The organism is Crinalium epipsammum PCC 9333, from assembly GCF_000317495.1.
GTDB lineage: Bacteria > Cyanobacteriota > Cyanobacteriia > Cyanobacteriales > PCC-9333 > Crinalium > Crinalium epipsammum.
In genome coordinates this window covers 2,835,407-2,857,130 of sequence record NC_019753.1, presented here as the reverse complement: position 1 = coordinate 2,857,130, position 21,724 = coordinate 2,835,407, and the positions used below count along the sequence as shown (strand labels likewise).

Genomic DNA, 21,724 nt, shown 5'->3' with positions numbered 1-21,724 from the left:
AATTTGTAGGCGTGATGACACTGATACCGTTCTTATCTGTAGCCTGTAATAAAGATACTTCTATTTCGGTAGCCCCTACAGTTAATTCCAGCACCACGCCAACTGCTGTAGAAAATCCATCATCACAATCTCAACCTACCCAAAAAATAGATGATTCTCAGCTAATTGATATTCATTCTGTTAATAAAAATATCCTGATTGATATCCGCTACGCTACAGAAAATAACTTTATGAAAAGAAAAGTTTATCCTGTAGCGAGATGCTTGCTAAGATTTTCAGTAGCGGAGAAACTGTCAAAAGTTCAAGAAGAATTAGCACAACAAGGGCTGGGATTGAAAGTTTATGATTGCTACAGACCTTTGTCAGTGCAAAAGCAGATGTGGAAAATAGTGTCCGATCCTCGCTATGTAGCTAATCCTAGCACTGGCTCCCGACATAATCGCGGTGCAGCAGTAGATGTTACACTTGTCGATCGCACTGGCAAGGAATTGGAGATGCCTAGTGAGTATGATAATTTTACTGCACGAGCGCATAGAAATTACAGTAATATCAGCGATCAAGCCAAGAAAAATCGCTTGTTGCTTGAGGAGATGATGCAAAAACATCAGTTTGTAGGGCTACCGACAGAATGGTGGCACTTTGATGCACGGGGATGGGAAAAATTTCCTCTGTTGGACGTGCCACTAGACAATGTATAAGATTAGTTATTCCCAAAACAATGGCTCTAAAACAAAAAATAACGTTGCGCCATCGGTAAAACTGTTGCAGGTTCGCAGGTTAATAACTCCCCATCTGCCCTAACTTCATAGGTTTCTGGATCTACTTCTATCTCAGGTAAGGCATCATTCAACTTCAAATCGCGCTTACTAATTTGGCGTGTCCCGGATACCGCAACTGCTGGTTTTTGTAACTTTAACTGTGTGGGAATATCTCGATCTAATGCTGCCTGAGATACAAAGGTAAGGGATGTAGCAGAAATAGCACCTCCAAAACTGCCAAACATCGGGCGCATATGTACAGGTTGCGGTGTGGGAATACTCGCGTTAGCATCTCCCATTTGTGACCAAGCAATCATACCGCCTTTAATTACTAATTCCGGTTTTACCCCAAAAAATGCAGGTCGCCATAAACATAAATCTGCTAATTTACCAACTTCTACGGAACCCACATAATTAGCAATACCGTGAGTAATTGCAGGGTTGATAGTATATTTAGCAACATACCTTTTAACGCGGAAATTATCCGCCTTCTCCCCCTCTCCTTGTGAAGTAAGGTTCCCCCGTTGCACTTTCATTTTGTGGGCGGTTTGCCAAGTGCGAATTATTACTTCTCCCACTCTCCCCATTGCTTGAGAATCAGAAGAAATGATGCTAAATGCGCCTAAATCATGCAAAATATCTTCAGCAGCAATAGTTTCTCGCCGAATTCTTGACTCTGCAAATGCGACATCCTCTGGAATTGCTGGATCTAGATGATGACATACCATCAACATATCTAAATGTTCATCTAGAGTATTTAAAGTATAGGGGCGCGTGGGGTTAGTTGAAGAAGGTAAAACATTAGCTTGACCACACACTTTAATAATATCTGGCGCATGACCACCGCCAGCACCTTCAGTATGATAAGTATGAATTACACGGTTTTTAAAAGCAGCAATTGTATCTTCTACAAAACCAGCTTCATTTAAAGTATCAGTGTGAATTGCTACTTGGATATCATACTCATCTGCAACACTTAAACAAGTATCAATTGTTGCTGGTGTTGTTCCCCAATCTTCGTGCAATTTTAATCCCATTGCACCTGCAAATACTTGTTCTATTAATCCTTCAGGTTTGCTACTATTACCTTTACCTAAAAAGCCTAAATTTACAGGAAAAGCATCCGCAGCTTGTAACATTCGATAAATATTCCAAGCGCCAGGGGTGCAAGTTGTGGCATTTGTACCTGTAGCGGGACCAGTACCACCACCTATCATTGTAGTAATACCGGAGGCGATCGCAGTTTCTATTTGTTGTGGGCAGATAAAGTGAATATGGCTATCTATTCCCCCCGCAGTTAAAATCATTCCTTCGCCAGCAACAACTTCAGTACCAGCGCCGATAATAATATCTACGTTGTCTTGAATATAAGGATTTCCTGCTTTACCAATTTTATAAATATGCCCATCTTTAATACCAATATCTGCTTTAACAATTCCCCACCAATCGAGAATTAAAGCATTAGTAATTACTAAATCTACTGCACCATCAGCATTAGAAATAGGAGATTGTCCCATCCCGTCTCTAATAACTTTACCACCACCAAATTTAACTTCATCGCCGTAGGTTGTGAAATCTTGTTCAACTTCGATGAATAATTCTGTGTCTGCTAGGCGGATGCGATCGCCTGTTGTTGCACCATAGGTTTCGGCGTAGGCACGACGATCCATTCTATAACTCATAATAGTTCCTTGTTAGGTTTTTTTAACGCATTAGCAGAAGGCTTCCCGAAGGGTAGGGCGCAAAGGGAAGCGCAAAGGATCGCAAAGGTTATTTAGTATTTTTTGGTGACTAATAAAATCAGAAGTTATACATTTTAAGTTGGGTTAAACATCTGCGTTTATCTGCGTTTATCTGCTTCCATCTGCGTTCTAAAAAAATATTTATCTTGCTCGATATCTAGTTTCTTGGTAATTGACCGTTGATTTTGGCATTAAATCCATAAATTTGACGACTACCTGTGAAAGGTACTAATATTATTTCTTTTTCGTCACCTGGTTCAAAACGCACTGCTGTTCCGGCGGGGATGTCTAGGCGCATTCCTTTTGTTTGTTCTCGGTCGAATTGTAAGGCTTTGTTGACTTCGTAAAAGTGATAATGTGAGCCAACTTGAATGGGGCGATCGCCTGTATTTGCTACTTTTATTTTTAAGGTAGGACGACCCGCGTTTAGTTCAATTTCTCCCTGTTGAGCAATAATTTCACCTGGAATCATTTTCACCTCTACTATTGAATAGGGTTATGAACTGTAACCAATTTTGTACCATCAGGAAACGTTGCTTCTATCTGCACATCATGCACCATTTCTGGTACACCTTCCATCACATCATCTCGCGTTAGCAAGGTAGTACCATAACTCATTAATTCTGCAACACTTTGACCATCTCTAGCACCTTCTAAAATAGCCGCAGAGAGATAAGCTACTGCTTCTGGATAATTTAACTTTAATCCTCTAGCTTTACGACGTTCTGCGACTAAAGCAGCAGTAAAAATTAACAATTTATCTTTCTCTTGGGGTGATAATTGCATTAATCTAAAAACCTCCTTGATTTCCTATATACTACTTTCCAGCTATGGCGAATACCTGTTTGAAAAACCGCCAAGACGCAAAGAACGCCAAGGAAGAAGAAGAATACGATCAGTAATCTTTTACTGGGAAGGGAGTAGTTTCTTAATCAAATCAAATTTGCCAAACTCTAGGTATACAAATATTCTTTCCTAAATATGCTAGTCGTAGCAGTTCCCAAACTCGGATAAACCAGTTACGTGCTTCAAGAGTAGAATAGCCTCGATAGCGACAAAGCATACCTTCTAAGAGGGTCGTTACTCCAGATTCTCCTTGATATTCTCCTGCTTGCCAACAATTACGTGCTTTCTCAATTAAATCTTTAGAAACTGCTTTTCCCACAAAGGCAAAACTTGCTATAACCGGATATCCAGCCAAATCGTGAGGACTGTTTATTATATTTTCACCACCTGGAAGCCATTGCCGATCTATCCAGAGAGGATCGCCTTGTCGCCAAATTTCGGTATGCGATCGCCAATTTCCCTGCAAAAACTGTTCTCCCCTTGCAGTACGACCTAAACGGGTAATTTCCCAACCCATCCAAGTTGCATCAGTAGCTAATTCTACCCGCAAATCTTGCCGATAATTGGCATCATTAAAAATAATATTCTCCTGTGGCAACCATTCTAAACAAGCACCCGCTTCAACCCGCATTTCCACAGTTTGTCTAGCTTCTAAACCATTACTGCGATAAACTTTACCAGCAGCAGCAGAAGTAATCAAAGCATGGGTATTAGGTTGCAGGTGGAAGTTTAAGGACAAGCGATCGCCACCCACAACACCACCCCCCGTATGTAAAATCACACTATGGCAAACTTCGCGTCCTTCTGGGTAAAAAGGTCGCTGCACCTTCAACGGCGCTTTTCCCTGACTTTTAATTACTTGAGATCCACCGTCACGGCAGGCAAACTTTAAATCAAGACTTCCATGCCAGCTAGACTTCAAGGTATCCTTATTTTCAGAAGTACTAATTTGCTTCACCAAAAATAAATTTATTCTACTTGCTCAAACCAATACCAGTTTCTTACTTGTTAACCCTACTATCTCAGTAATGCTGACTTTAACAACAAGATTACCAGCAAATCATCATGCAATAGTCAGCTTAACTCTTTCTCTTACTGCTGAAGAACGCGCACGTAGTCGCTATCGTGTTGTAGCAGATAATGGTGAAGATGTATATCTCTATTTACCCAGAGGTACAGTGCTATATGATGGCGATTTACTTAAATCAGAAACAGATACTAACTTAGTGCGAGTAATTGCTAAACCCGAACCTGTTTTTACTGTCACCGCTAAAAATTCATTAGATTTACTAAAAGCAGCCTATCATCTAGGAAATCGCCATATAGCCTTAGAAATTAACACAACTTATTTAAGATTAGCTCCAGATTATGTATTAAAAACGATGCTAGAGCATTTAAATCTACAAGTCACAGAAGAAATAGTACCTTTTCAACCAGAAAGCGGCGCTTATGGACACAATTAACAATTAACAATTAACAATTAAATTTTTTATCGCAAACATGAGAGAAGCAATTAATTCAAGCTATCTTAATTTACTACGTTTGCTGCAACTAACTAATTCTGCCTTACCAATAGGCGCTTATAGCTATTCGGAAGGTTTAGAAACCTTGGTAGAGTTGGGTAAAATTAAGGACAAGCAAACTTTAGAACATTGGCTTAACCAAGAATTATACTATGGAGCCATTCGTTTAGAAGCTGCTGTGATGGCGAGAGCTTTTAACAGCGTAATGCAAGGAAACTGGGAAAGATTAAGCTATTGGAATAAATGGTTATCTGCTGCTAGAGAAACAGAAGAATTGCGTAATCAAAGCTGGCAAATGGGATATTCTTTAATGAGGCTGATCCAAGAAATACAGCCAGAAACGATACCAATAGTAACGGCTTGTGGTAATCCTTGTAATTATGCGATCGCATTCGGTTTAATCTCCGCTTACTGGGAAATTGATTTATTGGCAGCCACACTAGGATACTTACACAGTTGGGCTAGTAATTTAGTCAATGCAGGCGTTAAAATAATTCCTTTAGGACAAACTGCTGGGCAACAAATTATGCTTAATTTACATAGTAGTATTACTCATGCAGCACAAGAAATACTAAATTTAGATGATGATAACTTGAATAGTTGCGGATGGGGTTTAGCCTTAGCAAGTATGGCACACGAAACACAATATACACGCTTATTTCGCAGTTGAATTATGAGTGCTTTTAGAGTAGGAATTGCTGGTCCCGTCGGATCTGGTAAAACAGCCTTAGTTGACGCTTTATGTAAAGCAATGCGTCAAGATTACAATATTGCTGTTGTTACAAATGATATCTATACACAAGAAGATGCCCAATTTTTAGTAAGAAGTCAGGCATTAGCAAGCGATCGCATTCTTGGCATAGAAACAGGCGGTTGTCCTCACACTGCCATTCGTGAAGATGCTTCCATTAATTTAGCAGCGATCGCACAACTAGAACAAAGTTTCAGCAATTTAGATTTAGTCTTTGTAGAAAGTGGCGGTGATAACCTCGCCTCAACCTTTAGTCCCGAATTAGTTGATTTAACAATTTATGTAATAGATGTTGCTGCTGGCGATAAAATTCCCCGCAAAGGTGGACCTGGAATTACTAAATCTGATCTATTAGTAATTAACAAAATTGATTTAGCACCTTATGTCGGCGCAGATCTCAACATCATGGAACAAGATACTAAAAAGATGCGTAAAGACAAACCCTTCGTATTTACAAACTTAAAAACCAACCAAAAACTAACAGATATAGTAAGTTTTATTATTGACCATAGCTATCTCCCAAAAAACAATAACTAAACTAACAACCTATCCGTTACATCCGTTTAATTAGTTTTATCTCTAACCATATTCGTTATCCCATCCGTTGCCACATCTGTTGCCACACGGTTTTACTTAGCTGCTGTTCTTTCAATACCGCGTGTTTTCAAAATATCGCTGAACGTAGCACAATATATTGGTAAATTATACGTCCCTGGATTTACAGGATTTTCATAACTAAAATGCCTGTAATTTAAACAAAAACGATCCCATGCTGCCATTTGAATTTTGAATACATTGATCAAAATATTAGCCAGCCAAATAGATAATGGGATACGATAATGAATTTTTTTGCCAAAATAATCGCAAACTTCTTCAACAGCTTGATCAGCAGTAGTCCGTTGATTTCCTAATACTAACTGGCGACGTGAAAAAACTCCTTCTTCCCAGCCAGGTAGAGGAGGATTATCGATCAAATATCTAACTACCTGAGCAATATCTCGCGCATGGATAAAGTGGAAACTGCCATCAGCTTTCAGCCAACGAATATACTTCACATATTTCACAACGTCTGGTAATCCAGCAGAAATATGTGAATAAGGTTTATCAGCATCTCCGCCTAGTACCAATGTAGGAAAGACCGTAGTAATGTGGGGAGCGATCGCTAATTTTGGCAACCGACGCATACAGTCAAATTTAGAACGAATATAATCCGTCCCCATTTCCCCAGCTTCTTTAAGTAATTTATGGTTGCGGTCTAAAAGACTGGCAGTAGAAAAATAAATTACTTGTTCACATTGATTTGGATCAAGCATATTTAACAACTGGAGAGTTTTATTGACGTTAATATCAAACGCCTCTATACCGCCCCAACCTGCTGCTGTCAGTACAACCTGATCCATACTTTTAATCAGGCTTGTTAATCGCTCAATATAGCGCATATCACCTTGCACTATATTGACCCCACTGCGGGCTTTATAGTCAATTCGCAGCTTGCTAGGGTTCCTGACTAGCAAGAACAGTTCATGGTCTGTTTCTTGGATCAGGGTTTCGCTAATGTAGTGACCGATACAGCCACTAGCACCCGTCACTAAAATCCGCTTTGGGGTCATGGGAGGCATGGATTTTGGATTTGTGCTATTAGATTTATATCAAATCCGGTTGATTAATCATTAATGTTAGCAATAGAAAATTGCACTCAATGGCTACTACTGTTGCTAATTTAAGGCTTAACCAAACGGATGAAGATATTTGTTGATTCAACTAGGCATGGGTAGCCAGCAGCTTATCAGCTTGCTTGGCAGTTTCAAAGAAGAAAGCCACATTTTCTTCTGGGGTGGTGGGTAAAACACCGTGACCCAAATTCATAATATGACCGCGCTTACCAGCTTTACGGATTGTATCTAAAATGCGATCGCGGATAAAATCTTTAGAACCATATAAGGCACAAGGGTCCATATTACCCTGAACACCCATATTAGCGCCCAATCTCGCCCGCGCTTCCGCCATATCTACAGTCCAGTCCACACTAATAATATCGACTCCAGATTTACCCATACGTTCCAACACACCAGCACTACCACTGATATAAAGAATCATCGGGGTGTCCGGGTGAGTAGCTTTAACTTGTTGTACTACTCGTTGCTGATAAGGTAAAGCAAAAGTTTCGTAATCTTGGGGGCTAAGTTGACCCGCCCAAGAATCGAACATTTGGACAACTTGAGCGCCAGAATCAATTTGGTAGCGAGCGTAAACTGCGATCGCATCGGCTATTTTAGCCAAAAGTTGATGCAACATAGCTGGCTCACAAAAAGCCATCCGCTTAATATTTACATAATCCTTAGAGCTTTTACCCTCAATTGCATAAGCAGCAAGCGTCCAAGGCGCACCTACGAAACCTAAAACGGCAGCTTTGTCGCCTACTTCTTGACGTAGAGTTTGCAAAATTTCCCGGATAAAAGGCAGAGATTCCTCTGGCTCTATAGGATGTAATTGATCGATTTGCTCTTGGCTACGAATTGCAGGTTCAATAACCGGACCCTTGCTTTCAATGATGTCAAAGGGAATACCGATTCCTGGTAAAGGAGTGAGAATATCTGAAAATAAAATTACCCCATCTGGCTGGAAAGCTTTCCAAGGTTGCAGAGAAATTTCCACCGCCAGTTCTACTTTTTCAGAGCGGTCGCGAAAATTCGGATAGCGATCGCGCAACTCCCGATAAACTTTCATATAGCGACCTGCCTGCCGCATCATCCACACCGGCGGACGGTCTAAAACTTCACCACGCGCCGCCCGCAACAGATAAGGAACCTGCGTATTCACAGTCATTGAAACCCCACTATAGATAGTTTATTAAAAGCATTTGTTATCTTACCACTGAATCAATTATCAATTATCAATTAACAATTATCAATTTCGGAGAGTTTTTAACGCTGACAAGGAACTTTGATCGGCATCTAAAACCTACTCCTCTCTCCTCCCTCCTCTCCCCTCCCTCTCATCACTGACAATGAACCTTGATCACCATCCAAAACCGCCATAACACCGACGGGTAAAGCAGCGTTGCTGCCATCGTGACCGAAGGGGAGGTCAGAGACAATCGGGATGTTGAGATCGCTCATGCGATCGCGCAACACTTCTTCAACAGTTAAACTAGGCACATCTTGGGGCGCTTGACATCGGCTAAAGCGCCCTAAAGCAATTCCTCGGACTTGCTTTATAGCACCTGTTAAACGCCATTGTGTCAACATTCTATCAATCCGATAAGGCGCTTCGGTGACATCCTCAAGAACGAGAATTACGCCCTCCAGCGACGGTTGAATTGGTGTCCCTAGTAAATGAGTTGCTACAGTCAAATTCGCTGGTAACAAAATCCCAGAAACCTTTCCACCGCCCCAACCACTACCAGTCAAAGGTTCTAAAGAACGTCCTTCTACCCAGTCAAATAATCGCCTAATAGACCAATCTGGCTCAGAGGCTATAGTTGTCAATACCGGAGCATGAACGCCTGAAACTCCTACTGTTGCTAAACTCCACAGCAACCCTGTGACATCAGAAAAACCTATCAACCACTTAGAATTTAGGATTTCCTCCCTGCTACCCTGTCCTAAAATCCAAGTCCAATCTTCCAGTAACCGAGCGCTACCATAACCACCTCTAGCGCAGAGAATGCCACGACATTCGGGGTCTGTCCAAGCTATCTTAAGCTGCTCTCGTCTCTCAAAATCTGTACCTGCAAGGTATCCCCATTGACGATCAAAACCCTGGCAAAATTCTACTCGGTAGCCGTGCGATCGCCAAACCTCTACACCCTTTTGGAAAGCCTCAAACTCTCGCAGCGCCCCACTAGGAGCAATAACTCTGAGCAAATCACCTGGTTTTAGTGGTGGTGGTGGTTGACATAAGTTCATATTTAAAATCGCAGCTAGTAAAGTGAAATGTGGCTATCCAATTTTCATCAGGCGGATGCCCGTACAGTATTGGTATTCAGGAAAATGATACGATTAATTTTGGAGGATCAAATCTCTAAAGCCTAGTTGTTGCCGCTAACTAGGTTGAAGGCTTATATACACAGCTTTCTTATACCCAGAAAGGGTTATTCAACGGTAGTTTTTAAATTAATACTTCACACTTCATAAAGTTCTTCGTTTCAAAAGTCCCCCCCTCCTGCTATGTTGAAAAATTTACTAGGCAATCCTAACGCTCGCAAGCTTAAAAAATACCAGCCTTTTGTGGCAGACGTTAACGTTTTGGAAGAAGAAATCCAAGCGCTGTCTGACGAACAACTCAAAGGCAAAACCGCAGAATTCAAACAGCGACTTCAAAAAGCGAAGACACTGCGCCAAGAAGAGGAACTGTTAGATGAAATTTTGCCAGAAGCTTTTGCTGTTGTGCGAGAAGCAGGACGGCGGGTTTTAGGTATGCGCCACTTTGATGTGCAGTTATTAGGTGGAATTGTACTGCACAAAGGTCAGATAGCGGAGATGAAAACAGGGGAGGGAAAAACTCTTGTTTCTACCCTACCCGCTTACCTTAACGCCATAAGTGGTAAAGGCGTTCACGTTGTAACGGTAAACGACTACCTTGCCCGCCGTGACGCAGAATGGATGGGGCAAGTACATCGCTTCTTAGGATTAACTGTAGGCTTGATCCAAAGTAGTATGGGACCCAATGAGCGTAAGAAAAACTATGGGTGTGATGTTACCTACGCAACTAACAGTGAGTTAGGATTCGACTATCTGCGTGACAACATGGCAACCTCGATGGTTGATGTTGTGCAACGCCCCTTTAATTTCTGCATCATCGACGAAGTAGACTCAGTATTAATTGATGAAGCAAGAACTCCTCTAATTATCTCTGGACAGGTAGAACGTCCCACTGAAAAATACATTCAAGCTTCAGAAATTGCTCAACAACTGAAAAAAGAAGAGCATTACGAAGTTGATGAAAAGGCGCGTAACGTTCTGATGACTGATGAGGGTTTTGCCGAGGCTGAACGGTTATTAGGGGTTACTGACTTGTATGACCCCAATGACCCTTGGGCGCACTATCTCTTCAACGCCATTAAAGCTAAAGAACTGTTTCTCCTCGATGTCAACTATATTGTCCGCAATGACGAAGTTGTAATTGTGGATGAATTTACAGGTCGGGTACTACCTGGACGACGCTGGAGTGATGGCTTACACCAAGCTATTGAAGCAAAGGAAAGGGTAGAAATTCAAAATGAAACCCAGACTTTAGCCACAATTACCTATCAAAACTTTTTCTTGCTGTACCCCAAGTTATCTGGGATGACCGGAACAGCTAAGACTGAAGAAGCAGAACTAGAAAAAATCTACAAGCTGCAAGTAACAATCATTCCAACTAACCGCAATTCCCAGCGTGTAGATGTCGCGGATGTGGTTTACAAGAGTGAAATAGCGAAGTGGCGTGCGGTGGCGCAAGAGTGCGCTGAAATGAATCAGATGGGTCGTCCGGTATTAGTTGGAACAACCAGTGTAGAAAAGTCTGAAGTCCTCTCGCAGTTGTTAAATCAGTTAGAAGTTCCCCATAATCTGCTCAACGCCAAGCCGGAAAATGTGGAACGTGAGTCGGAAATTATCGCCCAAGCTGGACGTAAAAATGCGGTGACAATCTCTACGAATATGGCTGGTAGAGGTACAGACATTATTTTGGGTGGTAATGCTGACTACATGGCACGTCTGAAGATCAGAGAGTTCTTCATGCCGCGCGTTGTCCAACCCGAAGAAGAGGATGCGTTTGCAACAACGCGCGTTCCTGGGGCAGGAGGGGGTCGCGCACCAGCACAAGGCTTTGCTCCTGGTAAGAAGGTTAAGAATTGGAAGGCATCTCAGGAGATTTTCCCCACGAAGTTGTCAAAAGAAACAGAACAACTGCTCAAACAGGCAGTAGATTCGGCAGTACAGAAATATGGGGAGCGGAGTTTGTCGGAATTGGAGGCAGAGGATGTTATAGCTGTTGCTGCCGAAAATGCTCCAGTAGATGATTTAGCGATTCAACAAATGCGGGCAGCTTATAAGCAACTCCGTAAAGATTATGAACAGTTCACTAAGCGTGAACATGATGAGGTAGTTGAAATAGGAGGACTGCACGTAATTGGTACAGAACGCCATGAATCACGTCGAATTGACAACCAATTGCGCGGTCGTGCAGGTCGCCAAGGTGATCCAGGCAGTGCAAGATTTTTCTTAAGTTTAGATGATAGCTTGTTGCGGATTTTCGGAGGCGATCGCGTCGCTGGGTTAATGAATGCTTTCCGAGTAGAGGAAGATATGCCGATTGAATCGGGTATGCTGACTCGCAGCTTAGAAGGAGCGCAGAAAAAAGTCGAAACCTATTACTACGACATCCGTAAACAGGTGTTTGAGTACGACGAGGTGATGAACAATCAGCGTCGGGCAATTTATGCGGAACGGCGTAGAGTTTTAGAAGGTTTAGACTTGAAAGAACAGGTGATTGCTTATGCTGAAAAGACGATGGAAGACATCGTTGATGCTTACGTTAACCCTGAACTACCACCTGAAGAATGGGATATTAACAGCTTGGTAGGGAAAGTGAAAGAATTTGTTTATTTACTGGCAGATCTTGAACCAGAACATCTGGATGATATGACAGTAGAACAAATTAAAACCTTCATGTCTGAAGAAGTTCGGAAAGCTTACGACCTCAAAGAAGCACAGGTAGATCAGATTCAGCCTGGTTTGATGCGACAAGCAGAACGCTTTTTCATCTTGCAGCAAATTGATACTTTGTGGCGGGAACACCTGCAAGGAATGGATTCTCTGCGGGAGTCTGTTGGTTTGCGCGGTTATGGTCAAAAAGACCCACTAATTGAGTACAAACAAGAAGGTTATGAAATGTTCTTGGACATGATGACGGATATTCGTCGGAATGTAGTTTACTCATTGTTCCAATTCCAACCACAAGTTCAACCGCAAGCAGTTTAAGAGGGGAGAGGAGAGAGGGGAGAGGGGAGAAAACTTATCCTCCCTTCCCGCCCAAAGAATACCTAGAGAGAAAAACCGCCTTAGCGAAGCGAAACGCGCCAGCGTTTTAGACGCAAAGGACGCTAAGAAAGAAGAAGAATATCATCGGTAATCTTTTAGTGAGAAAGGATTAACCGCTATAGCAGTCAGCAGATCGCGTATCAGCTTTGATCAAATCTTTTGCTATTCAAGGGTTTATCCTGGGAACAAATTAAATCTTCTTTCTCTTGCTTCGCGTCCTTTGCGTCTTGGCGGTTTAATAAAAGAACAGTTAAAGCTAACTGCTAATGGCTATATATCTAACGCTCAACTTTAAAAATTAATCTACTAAGAAAGTGACTATTTTCTAATTGATAAAACTGAGCGTCTCCTCCCCAAGAACGTAAAATAATTTGGCAAATTTTGAGTTGCCGACTAGGTGGTTGCTCTATTAAATTAATATTAACGCCTTGAGGGTTCTTGTCTTTATTTGCAAAAAATTCTAGGTTTTCAGAGCTAGTTTTATTCGGCTGGCTATCAGCAATCAACAATTCTATAAAACCCGCTTCAGCATTATTTTGATTTAAGTTTCTACTAGCTTGTTCCCTATTCCATGCTTCGGCATCTAGAGGGCGACACCAAATATCAATTCTATTTCCAGATTTAGCCTTATAACACGCAGTCAGCAAAATATCAAAAAGTATACATTCAAGCTTGAGTTGATTTGCAGATATGCTGGTACTTCCAATATTTTTTACCATTACAGTTAGCTGACGCTGATTGAACAGAGGCTCGACACGACGCAGCAACCGCTTGAATAAACCTCCTAAAAGTACAGCACTGACATGAGGATTTGTCTGCCACTGTTCCTCATTAAGTAATGGGCTAAGGGGCGTGAGTGTGCTTTCTAAGTTGTGTAAAATTTGTGTGGCACGCATACGCTTGATAGTGGGATCGCCGTTTGACTGTCCTTGGTCTGAGTATTCAGATAGTAGTTGGCTAACACTGCTAGCGACAGCATAATGCAGCATTTCTAAGCAACGGTGTTTGTACCAGTTAAGCTGTTCTAATTCTCGGATGTCATTAGCCATTGTGTTGCTCAGACGGCGGTACTGGCGTAACCAAGTAAACTGCCTGACTAAGGTTTCCAATGATTGAAGTATTTGTGGCGACCACTGATTTTCACTGGAATCAACTAATAGCAAAATACCAGTGGGTAGGGTTTTGGAACTACTAAGTAGAGGTATGAGTAATAGCTGACCAGTACCATTATGTTTGAGCCAATTGCTAGTTTCGGCTGGTAGCTCGTTAAGTTTGCGAACTATGAAGCCTCTTGTGGCGATCGCTTCCCGAATTAATGGATCGCTCAAAGGAATGGGAGCGTTGGCGACACCAAAACGAGGATCGTTAATAACTGTTGATTGTAAAACTAAGGATTTTTGCTTGCTTTGATTTGGTTTTTGGGGCATCCACCCTAAAATCCCTATAAAGGAAGATGCCATTAACTTAGCTAGATATTTTATCCAGGCACGTTCAAAAGATTTGGGATCTGCCGAACCACTTAATAGTGCGGTTAATCCTTCTTGTAGTGTTTTATTGGCAATTAATAAATTATCAGTAATATTTTGAAGCTCTAAATTTTTCAGTAACACGCCAATTTGTTGAGCAACTATCCCAACTAATCGCCGTTCAGTAGGATTCCAAGTGCGGGAAGTTCCATGTGCAACGATTAGTAAAGAATTATTTTGAATATTGCCTGTGCGACAGACTAATAGCGATCGCATTCCCAACTTCAATAAGGATTCTCGCCATTCTCCAAGTCGCTGATCTTTTTCCAAATCCTCAATTGCCAGTACTTCTGAGCTTTCATGGATTAACTGCCAAGAATCGTAAGCAAGTGCTGCTAAAGGAGCGTTAAGGGGCGATCGCTTCGGTGGCTGTTGTTGATACAAAACGGCATATTCTACTGTTGAAGCTACTTCTATAGCTTGCAACACTAAGAAACGTTCAACACCAAAACGATTTAATATCAGTTCCGCAGCTTGCCTGATTCCTATCTCTGGTTCAGGATACTCCGCCATAGAACTAGCAACTTCACCGATTAAATTGGTATCTTTTTGAGTTTCCTGAAGGATGGCTTCTACATCCTCCTTGCCTGCAATTAAAACAACAATCTGGGCAGTAGCACGGACATAATGAGTTTCTGAATCTTCCCAAATCCGAGCTTCATTGTCTTCCACCGCCAAAAAACCCACCAGTTCCCCTTTTACTAAAACTGGTGCAGCTAGTATAGACCGCGCCCGAAATCGTGACAGCAAAGTACCTGTCACCTCAGCATTTAAGGGGCTTTTGCTAGAACCAATGGCGACTGTCTGACCTGCTGCTAAAGCCAAATAAAACTCACTCACATCTTGGACATTCAATCCAGGGGAACTACTGTCTGGATCTTTTAATTTACGAGCAGTCTGCCGATTACCAACTTTTTGCCAAAAGTAACGTTTATCTGGAGAATACCAGTAAAGATTTGTCCGCGTCGGCGCTACAAATTCATGGGTCGTGTTCACCAGCACATCCAAGCGATTAGCTAGGGTTGGCAGGCTTTGTAGCTGCTCCAACATTTGAAATAAGGATTGATCTGGACGCTTGATTGAAGCGTGTTGCCATTCCACCTCCATTTGGTAGAGCTTAGTAGCTAATCCCCCAAAAAGCAATGATAATTGGGCTTTTTCGCTTGTACGGGGAGTAGTTCCCCACAGATGCGATCCCAGCATCACAACACCAAAACACCGATCTTTATAGCGCAAAGGAAATACCAGTGTCCCCTGAATCCCAAATTCAGTAGCCGCTCGACCCCATTCCCCAGCCCGCCCTTCTGTTCGCAGGTCGGGAATACTTAATGGTCGCAATTGGATTACTACCTGCTCTAATAAGTCGCCTGGAGCCAGAGAAAACTTTTGTTTGAGGAATTTCACATCGCCTGTTGGTGTGATGCCCCCTTTGCCCACCAAACGGTGTTCTACACGGTCATAAAGACCGAGCCAGATTAAGCGATAGTTAAATTCTCCTTTGAGGTAATCTAGGGTCGCTTCCGTGAGAGTTTCTACCTTTTCCTCTTCACGTATAGTTTGAAGGACACGCCCCAATGTAACCAGTTGTTTGTCGTAGGTCGTCTGAATTTCTTGCTGACCCATGTTTTTAAAATGTGATGGCAGAAGGCGATTACAGAAATCTATATAACTTGTATTATCTGGGATGCTCTGAGTAAAGATGGTATATTCTGAATTTACGCATTTTAATCGTAGAATCCGCAATCCAGGAAAGCAAAGTTTCCGTATTTACTCAGTAGATCCACTTAATAAAACATAATATAGTGGCAAGCAGAGGGGCAGGGGAAGCAGAGGGAGTGCGAAGATTACATCTAATATTTCATTAGGTTGACTTATTTAGCTAAAAAGTAAAATTGCTGATTTTATTATTGCGTAAGTTTTGATATTGTCATTTTCAGGAAAATAGTTATCTATAAATTGATTATTTTGGGTTTAGAACTTTGGATATTTATCAATTAGCTATTCGTCCGATTTTGTTTTCTGGTTTAAATGCCGATCCTGAATCGTTACATCAGCAAACTCTCCGAGTATTGAGTTGGTTAGATCAATCTGATAGCTTCCAAGCTATTTGGATTAAATCTCAGTTCCAGCAATCTTTTTGCCTACAAAATCCACGTTTGGAACAAATTCTTTGGGGGCTAAAATTTGATAACCCTGTGGGTTTGGCAGCAGGATTTGATAAAGATGCTGTTGCGGCTGGAATTTGGAGATTCATGGGTTTTGGTTTTACAGAATTGGGTACTGTCACATTTCATCCACAGCCTGGAAATCCTCGCCCTCGTTTGTTTCGCTTACCAAATGACCAAGCTGCCTTGAATCGTATGGGATTTAATAATCAAGGTGCGGAGGTAATGGCAAAAAATTTGCAAACTAGGCTCATGACTGGGGGCTGGACAGAAACAATCACCAGGCAAGAAAACAGCCACTTAGCAGGTAGTACTCAGCGTTGTTTTCCTAGAGGGATTAATCTAGGTAAATCTAAAATAACTCCAATAGATGAAGCTGCAAGTGATTACTTAAATAGTTTTAATTTGCTTAAGGATTTGGGAGACTATTTTGTAGTGAATGTTAGTTCGCCTAATACTCCAGGTTTGCGATCGCTGCAATCTTCTGAGCAATTAGCTGTGATCCTAGACACACTACAGAGCGAAAATCAAGGACACAAACCTATCTTAGTCAAAATTGCTCCCGATTTAGAATTCGATGCGATCGCAGATGTGTTAACTATTGCCCAACGATACAATCTAGCTGGTATCATCGCTACTAATACTACTATCAGTCGTGAAAATTTAAATACCCAAGTCCTTAAAGCTACTGGTAACAACATTCGCGAGGAAGCTGGGGGAATTAGTGGTTTACCTCTGCGCGATCGCTCTACCGAAGTGATACGCTTTATTTGGCAACAAACTCAAGGCAAACTACCCATTATCGGTGTTGGTGGTATTTTTACCCCAGAAGATGCTTGGCAAAAAATTACAGCAGGTGCTTCCCTTCTTCAGTTGTACACTGGCTGGATTTATCAAGGTCCCTGGATAGTACGCCGAATTATGGAAGGACTTTTACAAAAATTGGAAGAACATAAATTAGCTTCTATATCTGAGGCAATTGGATTAGATGCCAAATTGTAATTCTACTTACCTATTGTGGAAGCATTAAATTTGCTGGCTCAAAATAATGTCAAAAAGCGGGTATTTGATTTGTTGGTAGAAAAGTGTTGATTTAATCATCCTTGTCTTTCTTCCCTTGAAAGGGTTTGGGTGGCTTGTTGTTGTCAGTTGCAGCTTGAGATTCTTGATCCACCTGATCCTGTTTGTAGTCTGACTCTGGGGATGTGAAATTATTGGAAGATGATTGATCAACTACAAGTTGCTTGCGTTGGCGCGGGGGTGCTGGTGGCTGTTGTTGTATTGGCGACTGTCGCTCAGAAGAAACAGATTTTTGGCTATCTAGAGATGTTGGTACTGGTTGAGAGTAATATTTAGATGATTTTTTCTGTACGGATGCTGGTTGGGAGTAATATCTAGATGACTTTCTTGGTACGGATGCTGGTTGGGAGTAATATCTAGATGATTTTCTTGGTAGGGATACTGGTTGAGAGTAATATCTAGATGATTTTCTGGCTACGGGCGCTGGTTCAGGTTCGGGGTTAGACACAGATGGTTGTGTCTGCTGTACGTTAACTGGTGATTGATCTTGGGTGTAAGTATAGCGCCGCCTACGCCTGGAAACGGTTGGCTGTTCTTGGTCGGCAGAGGATGATTCAATTTGGGCTGGAGTTGAGGGTAAATCTGAGGAGGTGCGATCGCGTAGCGACTCCGCAGGAGTATCGCGCCTAATCACTGGTATTGTCTGAGATGCTGATCGAGGTCTCGGCTGAGTTACTGGCACATCTGTATTATTCTGAGTTGAGCCATTACTTTGTTGCTCAACAGGTGATGGGGATGGTTCTGGGGACGCGGTAATATTTTCAACCGTGGGAGTACTGCTAGGCTGGATAACTGATGGGGATGGGGACGGCTGAGGTTCTTGTTTGACAGCAGCTACAGAAATAGTTACTAAGGTTGTGATAGCCGCTACTCCAACAATTGCCGTATGAGGAACACTCAATTTAGGCAAGAAAGAAATCAGCGACTTTGGAGGTGGCTGACCTTGTAATGATGGATTTTGGGGAATAAACGCCTGTGTTCCTGCTGCCTGATTAGCAACTGACTGAGTAACGCCAGGATTTGCCGGAACATCTAAGTCTGTAGGTAGAAGATTTAACCACTCGTCTATAGTGCTGGGTCGATATTTAGTTTCAATCGCCATCCCCCGCATCACCGCTTGATTCACAGCCGCACTTAGTTCTGGTTGCAATTCCCTTGGTTCTGGGATTGGTTGCCTATCTCTCAAAACGGCTGGTGTTGGGACTGTTGCAGTTAATAAAGTGTAAAGCGTAGCAGCTAGGGCATAGACATCGGTTGCGGTTGTGCGCTTTTCTTTGTCTAGATACTGTTCAATGGGGGCATAGCCTTCAGAAACTAAACTGGTATGGGTCTGAGTTACGCCTGGAGTAAACTCTCGCGCTATACCAAAATCAATTAATACTACTTCGTGAGTGCCTTGGCGCAAGACAATATTATCTGGCTTGACATCCCGATGTAGTAATTTTTGTTGATGGACAACTCTTAAAGCAAAGCCAATTTGCCGGATGTAGTGGACGGCTATAGCTTCCTTGAGTGGGTTATCTGGAAATACAACTTGTTTGAGGGTTAAACCAGGAATGTAGTCCATGACTAAGTAGGGCATTCCTTCGTCGTGAAAGAAGTCAATCACCCGCACAATATTAGGATGAACACATAACGCTAAACGTCTGGCTTCATCCTGAAATTGGGAAAGGAACCGCTCAAAGTCAGAACGGTACTGTAAGGACTCGTTAAGGGTTTTTATCACTACTGGGTGTTTCAAATAGTGATGTATGGCTTTATAAGTAATGCCAAAGCCGCCCTGTCCTAGAACTTGTTCTAGGGTATATTTACCCTTTTGTAATTTTTTGGTGACTTGGGATTTCATCATTAAAAATAAAAAGTATAAACGATGAAGTATAAAAAATACCTCATACTTCATACTTTATTTAGAAGCGTTGCCCAATTCCAAATTGTATTTTACTTTGCCCTTGATCGGTGATGCCAAAGTCGGCGCGAATTAGTCCAATTGGTGAGTTAACGCGCATCCCAGCCCCGTAACCGAAGCCATTGCCAGGTTTGCCGCGATCAACTCCTGGTTGTCCAGGGACAGTATCGCTAGAACCTAAATCTGTACCATAGTCAGCAAATAAGACACCACCTATAACTGAGAATACTGGAAAGCGGTATTCGGCTGAGGCTAGGACGAAACTGCGTCCACTGGCAACGTCACCATTTTGATAACCGCGTACTGAGTTAATCCCACCAATGTTAAAGGCTTGGTAGGGTGGTAAATCACCAATTGTAGTACCACCTTGGATGTTAAAGGCTAGGACATCTTGCTTGTCTGTACCTGCATTAATTAAACCTGCGGGGATGTACTGGCTATAGTTACCTTCGATACGGTTCATTAAAATGTTACCGTTGCCGACAGGGATAGATTGTTGTGTGGTTAAACTAAATACTGAGCCTTGGGTGGGGCTAATGGGGTTGTTACGTTCATCTCTAACGACACCCGCAGATAATGTTACTAGGTCATCCATACCAGTGTTACTAAAAGTTAGCTGGTTGCCTTTGGCATCTACTGGGGAAATATTACCAGAGCGATCGCGTATACTGGTGCGGGTATAGTTCAAACCAAGTGATGCTTGCCATTGATCTATTGGTTTGCTAAATGTAATACCGCCCCCAAATTGTCCTTGACGTACTGAGTCACCATTAGGTAATTTAATATCTTCGTCAAAGGTTTGAGAAAAACCGCGACGACGAAAGGCATTAATTGTATATCCTAGTTTGTTGGGATCACTGGGATTAAAGGGGTTGCTAAAGCTGGTATCAAATTGTAAGTCACGAGTACCTGCTTGTACACTTACACCCAACTGTTGATTAATTCCACTAAAGTTGCGGTCTTTGTAACTGATTGTACCTACTAAACCATTGTCAGAATTGTAACCGCCACCTGCATTAATCGAACGGGCAGGAATTTCTGTTAAGTCGTAGGTGACATTAGCTTTTGTAGCATCACCAGTTAGGGCAATGTCTACTTTTTCAAATAGTCCTAACTTGTAGAGTGATTGTAAGTCTGTACGCGCTGCATTTACTTGAAAAACTTCACCTGGCTTGACTTGCAATTTGTTAGTCAAGAAGTCTTGTTTTGTACGACCTGCTATTGGTTTGCTATCTTTATCTAAAAATCGGAAATTAACATCCCCAACTACACCCTCAGCAACTTCAATTAAGATTACTCCTTGATTACTGGGGCGTACTGTTGCTACTTGCGCTAAAACATAGCCGTTTTTGGCATACCACTGTTGTAGTTGTTCAATACTTTGACGGATTAAGGCAGGGTTGATTGTTGTGCCTAATTGAGCTTTAAATAAGTCGTTGGCTATTGCGGGTGTGAGGACTTTTGCGCCGGAAAGCTGGAGCGATCGCACAACTATTGGTTGCACTTGGTAAACTACTTTTATGCCAGTAGGTGTAGTTTGGGTAGTGGCTCGCACATCGGTAAATGAACCTGTTGCTAACAGTACCGCAACATCCCTATCTATCTGGCTTTTACTTGTAGCACTACCAATTTTAGTAGTAATTGTATTCTTAATAAACTGCTGTAATTCATCGCCAGCGCCCACAACTTGCACATCGGTTGCTGTTACCTGCACATCTTTTTGGGTATTAGGTTTGGTTGATGTGGTGGGAACATTAACAGGTGGGGGTGTTAATTTGGCAGGAGTTTGTGCTTGTACCAGCGTACTACTAGAAGTTGGAGTAGCTGCTGCTGGAACTACCACCGACGGTGAGTTGCTAACGGCGTTTACAGGTGCAGTCGTTTCATCAACTGGTACTACATAATCACTTGCTGGTTTTTGCTTAGTGTTAGATTGAGCAAATGCCTGTAAAGGCAACCCGCAAGTAGTTAGGGCAACTAAGGTATAGATGGCAACAACTGGAAAACGCATATAATCTCTATTTTTAAGTTTGTGTTGTTAAGCAATATCAGTTGTGGGTAAGAGAGGGAGTTTGTTCCTCTTGCCCTGTAATTAGCTAATGGTTTGTATGTTCAGGAATTTTTTACTATATAAATTCTGACTCAGAGAAACCTGCTTAAGTTCCGTAGCTATGACACAATTTGATCTGACACATTAAAAATAGGGAGGGGCTGATCGGTATTCCCTCTGTTAAATTGCCTTAAATATCTCTTGTTAAAAAATAGGATTGCTGCAAAAATCAATGATTTTGTTTTTTAATAGCGGATGTAAGCAGATGTTCGTCAAAAATTTTCGGCTTATGCGATCGCAATTCGGTTAGTCTTACGAAATTCAAGATTGATAAAGTGCGATTCTTTACGGA

The 21,724-nt window shown here is 41.9% G+C and carries 16 protein-coding genes; 6 read left to right on the top strand and 10 right to left on the bottom strand.

All coding sequences use genetic code 11. The annotated features are described in order from the left end of the window. Window positions 1-14 precede the first annotated feature (14 nt). Window positions 15-698 carry a D-alanyl-D-alanine dipeptidase gene (gene ddpX, locus CRI9333_RS12400; protein WP_198013566.1) on the top strand — a complete coding sequence of 228 codons (684 nt, stop codon included), beginning with the start codon at window positions 15-17 and terminating at the stop codon, window positions 696-698. A 26-nt stretch (window positions 699-724) separates the two neighbouring features. Here ddpX and ureC read toward each other — a convergent pair whose 3' ends face one another. From ureC to CRI9333_RS12380, 4 genes are all read right to left on the bottom strand, one after another. Beyond that, window positions 725-2,440, bottom strand: a complete 1,716-nt coding sequence (ureC, locus tag CRI9333_RS12395) for an urease subunit alpha (RefSeq protein ID WP_015203517.1) — start codon at window positions 2,438-2,440, stop codon at window positions 725-727. Between the two features lie 217 nt (window positions 2,441-2,657). Continuing rightward, the gene (locus tag CRI9333_RS12390; protein WP_015203516.1) at window positions 2,658-2,972 is read right to left on the bottom strand and encodes an urease subunit beta; all 315 of its coding nucleotides are present in this window, start codon (window positions 2,970-2,972) and stop codon (window positions 2,658-2,660) included. Window positions 2,973-2,983: 11 nt separating this feature from the next. Then, complete coding sequence (gene ureA, locus CRI9333_RS12385) at window positions 2,984-3,286, bottom strand: urease subunit gamma (protein ID WP_015203515.1); 303 nt, start codon at window positions 3,284-3,286, stop codon at window positions 2,984-2,986. A 151-nt stretch (window positions 3,287-3,437) separates the two neighbouring features. After that, entirely contained in the window at window positions 3,438-4,304 is an 867-nt protein-coding gene (locus CRI9333_RS12380) for an urease accessory protein UreD (protein WP_015203514.1), read from the bottom strand. 70 nt (window positions 4,305-4,374) lie between these two features. On the opposite strand from CRI9333_RS12380, the gene ureE reads away from it, so the two are divergent. Genes ureE through ureG form a run of 3 tightly spaced genes read left to right on the top strand, consistent with a single transcriptional unit; the run spans window position 4,375 to window position 6,157 of the window. Continuing rightward, complete coding sequence (gene ureE / locus CRI9333_RS12375) at window positions 4,375-4,809, top strand: urease accessory protein UreE (protein WP_015203513.1); 435 nt, start codon at window positions 4,375-4,377, stop codon at window positions 4,807-4,809. Window positions 4,810-4,846: 37 nt separating this feature from the next. After that, on the top strand, window positions 4,847-5,539 hold the full coding sequence (locus tag CRI9333_RS12370; RefSeq protein ID WP_015203512.1) for an urease accessory protein UreF: 693 nt from the start codon (window positions 4,847-4,849) through the stop codon (window positions 5,537-5,539). 3 nt (window positions 5,540-5,542) lie between these two features. Beyond that, the gene (gene ureG, locus CRI9333_RS12365; protein WP_015203511.1) at window positions 5,543-6,157 is read left to right on the top strand and encodes an urease accessory protein UreG; all 615 of its coding nucleotides are present in this window, start codon (window positions 5,543-5,545) and stop codon (window positions 6,155-6,157) included. Window positions 6,158-6,249: 92 nt separating this feature from the next. Here the strand turns inward: ureG and CRI9333_RS12360 are convergent, their stop codons facing one another. The 3 genes from CRI9333_RS12360 to CRI9333_RS12350 all read right to left on the bottom strand — a co-directional run bounded on the left by CRI9333_RS12360 (window position 6,250) and on the right by CRI9333_RS12350 (window position 9,528). Continuing rightward, window positions 6,250-7,230 (bottom strand): NAD-dependent epimerase/dehydratase family protein, encoded by a 981-nt coding sequence (locus CRI9333_RS12360; protein WP_041226032.1) that lies wholly within the window; start codon window positions 7,228-7,230, stop codon window positions 6,250-6,252. A gap of 151 nt (window positions 7,231-7,381) precedes the next feature. Then, window positions 7,382-8,446: a uroporphyrinogen decarboxylase gene (hemE, locus tag CRI9333_RS12355; protein WP_015203509.1), complete on the bottom strand. Its 1,065-nt coding sequence runs from the start codon at window positions 8,444-8,446 to the stop codon at window positions 7,382-7,384. 128 nt (window positions 8,447-8,574) lie between these two features. Then, a complete protein-coding gene (locus CRI9333_RS12350) occupies window positions 8,575-9,528 on the bottom strand; it encodes a S66 peptidase family protein (RefSeq protein WP_015203508.1) in 954 nt (317 codons plus the stop codon). Between the two features lie 261 nt (window positions 9,529-9,789). Here CRI9333_RS12350 and secA point away from each other — a divergent pair, with 261 nt between their 5' ends. Then, window positions 9,790-12,585, top strand: a complete 2,796-nt coding sequence (secA, locus tag CRI9333_RS12345) for a preprotein translocase subunit SecA (protein WP_015203507.1) — start codon at window positions 9,790-9,792, stop codon at window positions 12,583-12,585. A gap of 338 nt (window positions 12,586-12,923) precedes the next feature. Here secA and CRI9333_RS12340 read toward each other — a convergent pair whose 3' ends face one another. After that, window positions 12,924-15,794, bottom strand: coding sequence for a GAF domain-containing protein (locus CRI9333_RS12340; RefSeq protein ID WP_015203506.1), 2,871 nt, complete (start codon window positions 15,792-15,794; stop codon window positions 12,924-12,926). A gap of 356 nt (window positions 15,795-16,150) precedes the next feature. Here CRI9333_RS12340 and CRI9333_RS12335 point away from each other — a divergent pair, with 356 nt between their 5' ends. Further along, window positions 16,151-17,338 (top strand): quinone-dependent dihydroorotate dehydrogenase, encoded by a 1,188-nt coding sequence (locus tag CRI9333_RS12335; protein WP_015203505.1) that lies wholly within the window; start codon window positions 16,151-16,153, stop codon window positions 17,336-17,338. 91 nt (window positions 17,339-17,429) lie between these two features. On the opposite strand, the gene CRI9333_RS24915 is transcribed toward CRI9333_RS12335, so the two are convergent. Next, a complete protein-coding gene (locus tag CRI9333_RS24915; RefSeq protein ID WP_083890062.1) occupies window positions 17,430-19,262 on the bottom strand; it encodes a serine/threonine-protein kinase in 1,833 nt (610 codons plus the stop codon). Window positions 19,263-19,323: 61 nt separating this feature from the next. Further along, on the bottom strand, window positions 19,324-21,333 hold the full coding sequence (locus tag CRI9333_RS12325; RefSeq protein ID WP_015203503.1) for a BamA/TamA family outer membrane protein: 2,010 nt from the start codon (window positions 21,331-21,333) through the stop codon (window positions 19,324-19,326). Window positions 21,334-21,724: the final 391 nt, after the last annotated feature.

Bases quoted from the DNA above. Each gene is read 5' to 3' on its own strand.
- ureG (WP_015203511.1), top strand. From the start codon at position 5,543: ATGAGTGCTTTTAGAGTAGGAATTGCTGGTCCCGTCGGATCTGGTAAA.
- CRI9333_RS12370 (WP_015203512.1), top strand. From the start codon at position 4,847: ATGAGAGAAGCAATTAATTCAAGCTATCTTAATTTACTACGTTTGCTG.
- hemE (WP_015203509.1), bottom strand. From the start codon at position 8,446: ATGACTGTGAATACGCAGGTTCCTTATCTGTTGCGGGCGGCGCGTGGT.
- CRI9333_RS12340 (WP_015203506.1), bottom strand. From the start codon at position 15,794: ATGGGTCAGCAAGAAATTCAGACGACCTACGACAAACAACTGGTTACA.
- CRI9333_RS12350 (WP_015203508.1), bottom strand. From the start codon at position 9,528: ATGAACTTATGTCAACCACCACCACCACTAAAACCAGGTGATTTGCTC.
- CRI9333_RS12325 (WP_015203503.1), bottom strand. From the start codon at position 21,333: ATGCGTTTTCCAGTTGTTGCCATCTATACCTTAGTTGCCCTAACTACT.
- ddpX (WP_198013566.1), top strand. From the start codon at position 15: ATGACACTGATACCGTTCTTATCTGTAGCCTGTAATAAAGATACTTCT.
- CRI9333_RS12390 (WP_015203516.1), bottom strand. From the start codon at position 2,972: ATGATTCCAGGTGAAATTATTGCTCAACAGGGAGAAATTGAACTAAAC.
- CRI9333_RS24915 (WP_083890062.1), bottom strand. From the start codon at position 19,262: ATGAAATCCCAAGTCACCAAAAAATTACAAAAGGGTAAATATACCCTA.
- secA (WP_015203507.1), top strand. From the start codon at position 9,790: ATGTTGAAAAATTTACTAGGCAATCCTAACGCTCGCAAGCTTAAAAAA.
- ureE (WP_015203513.1), top strand. From the start codon at position 4,375: ATGCTGACTTTAACAACAAGATTACCAGCAAATCATCATGCAATAGTC.
- ureC (WP_015203517.1), bottom strand. From the start codon at position 2,440: ATGAGTTATAGAATGGATCGTCGTGCCTACGCCGAAACCTATGGTGCA.
- CRI9333_RS12360 (WP_041226032.1), bottom strand. From the start codon at position 7,230: ATGACCCCAAAGCGGATTTTAGTGACGGGTGCTAGTGGCTGTATCGGT.
- ureA (WP_015203515.1), bottom strand. From the start codon at position 3,286: ATGCAATTATCACCCCAAGAGAAAGATAAATTGTTAATTTTTACTGCT.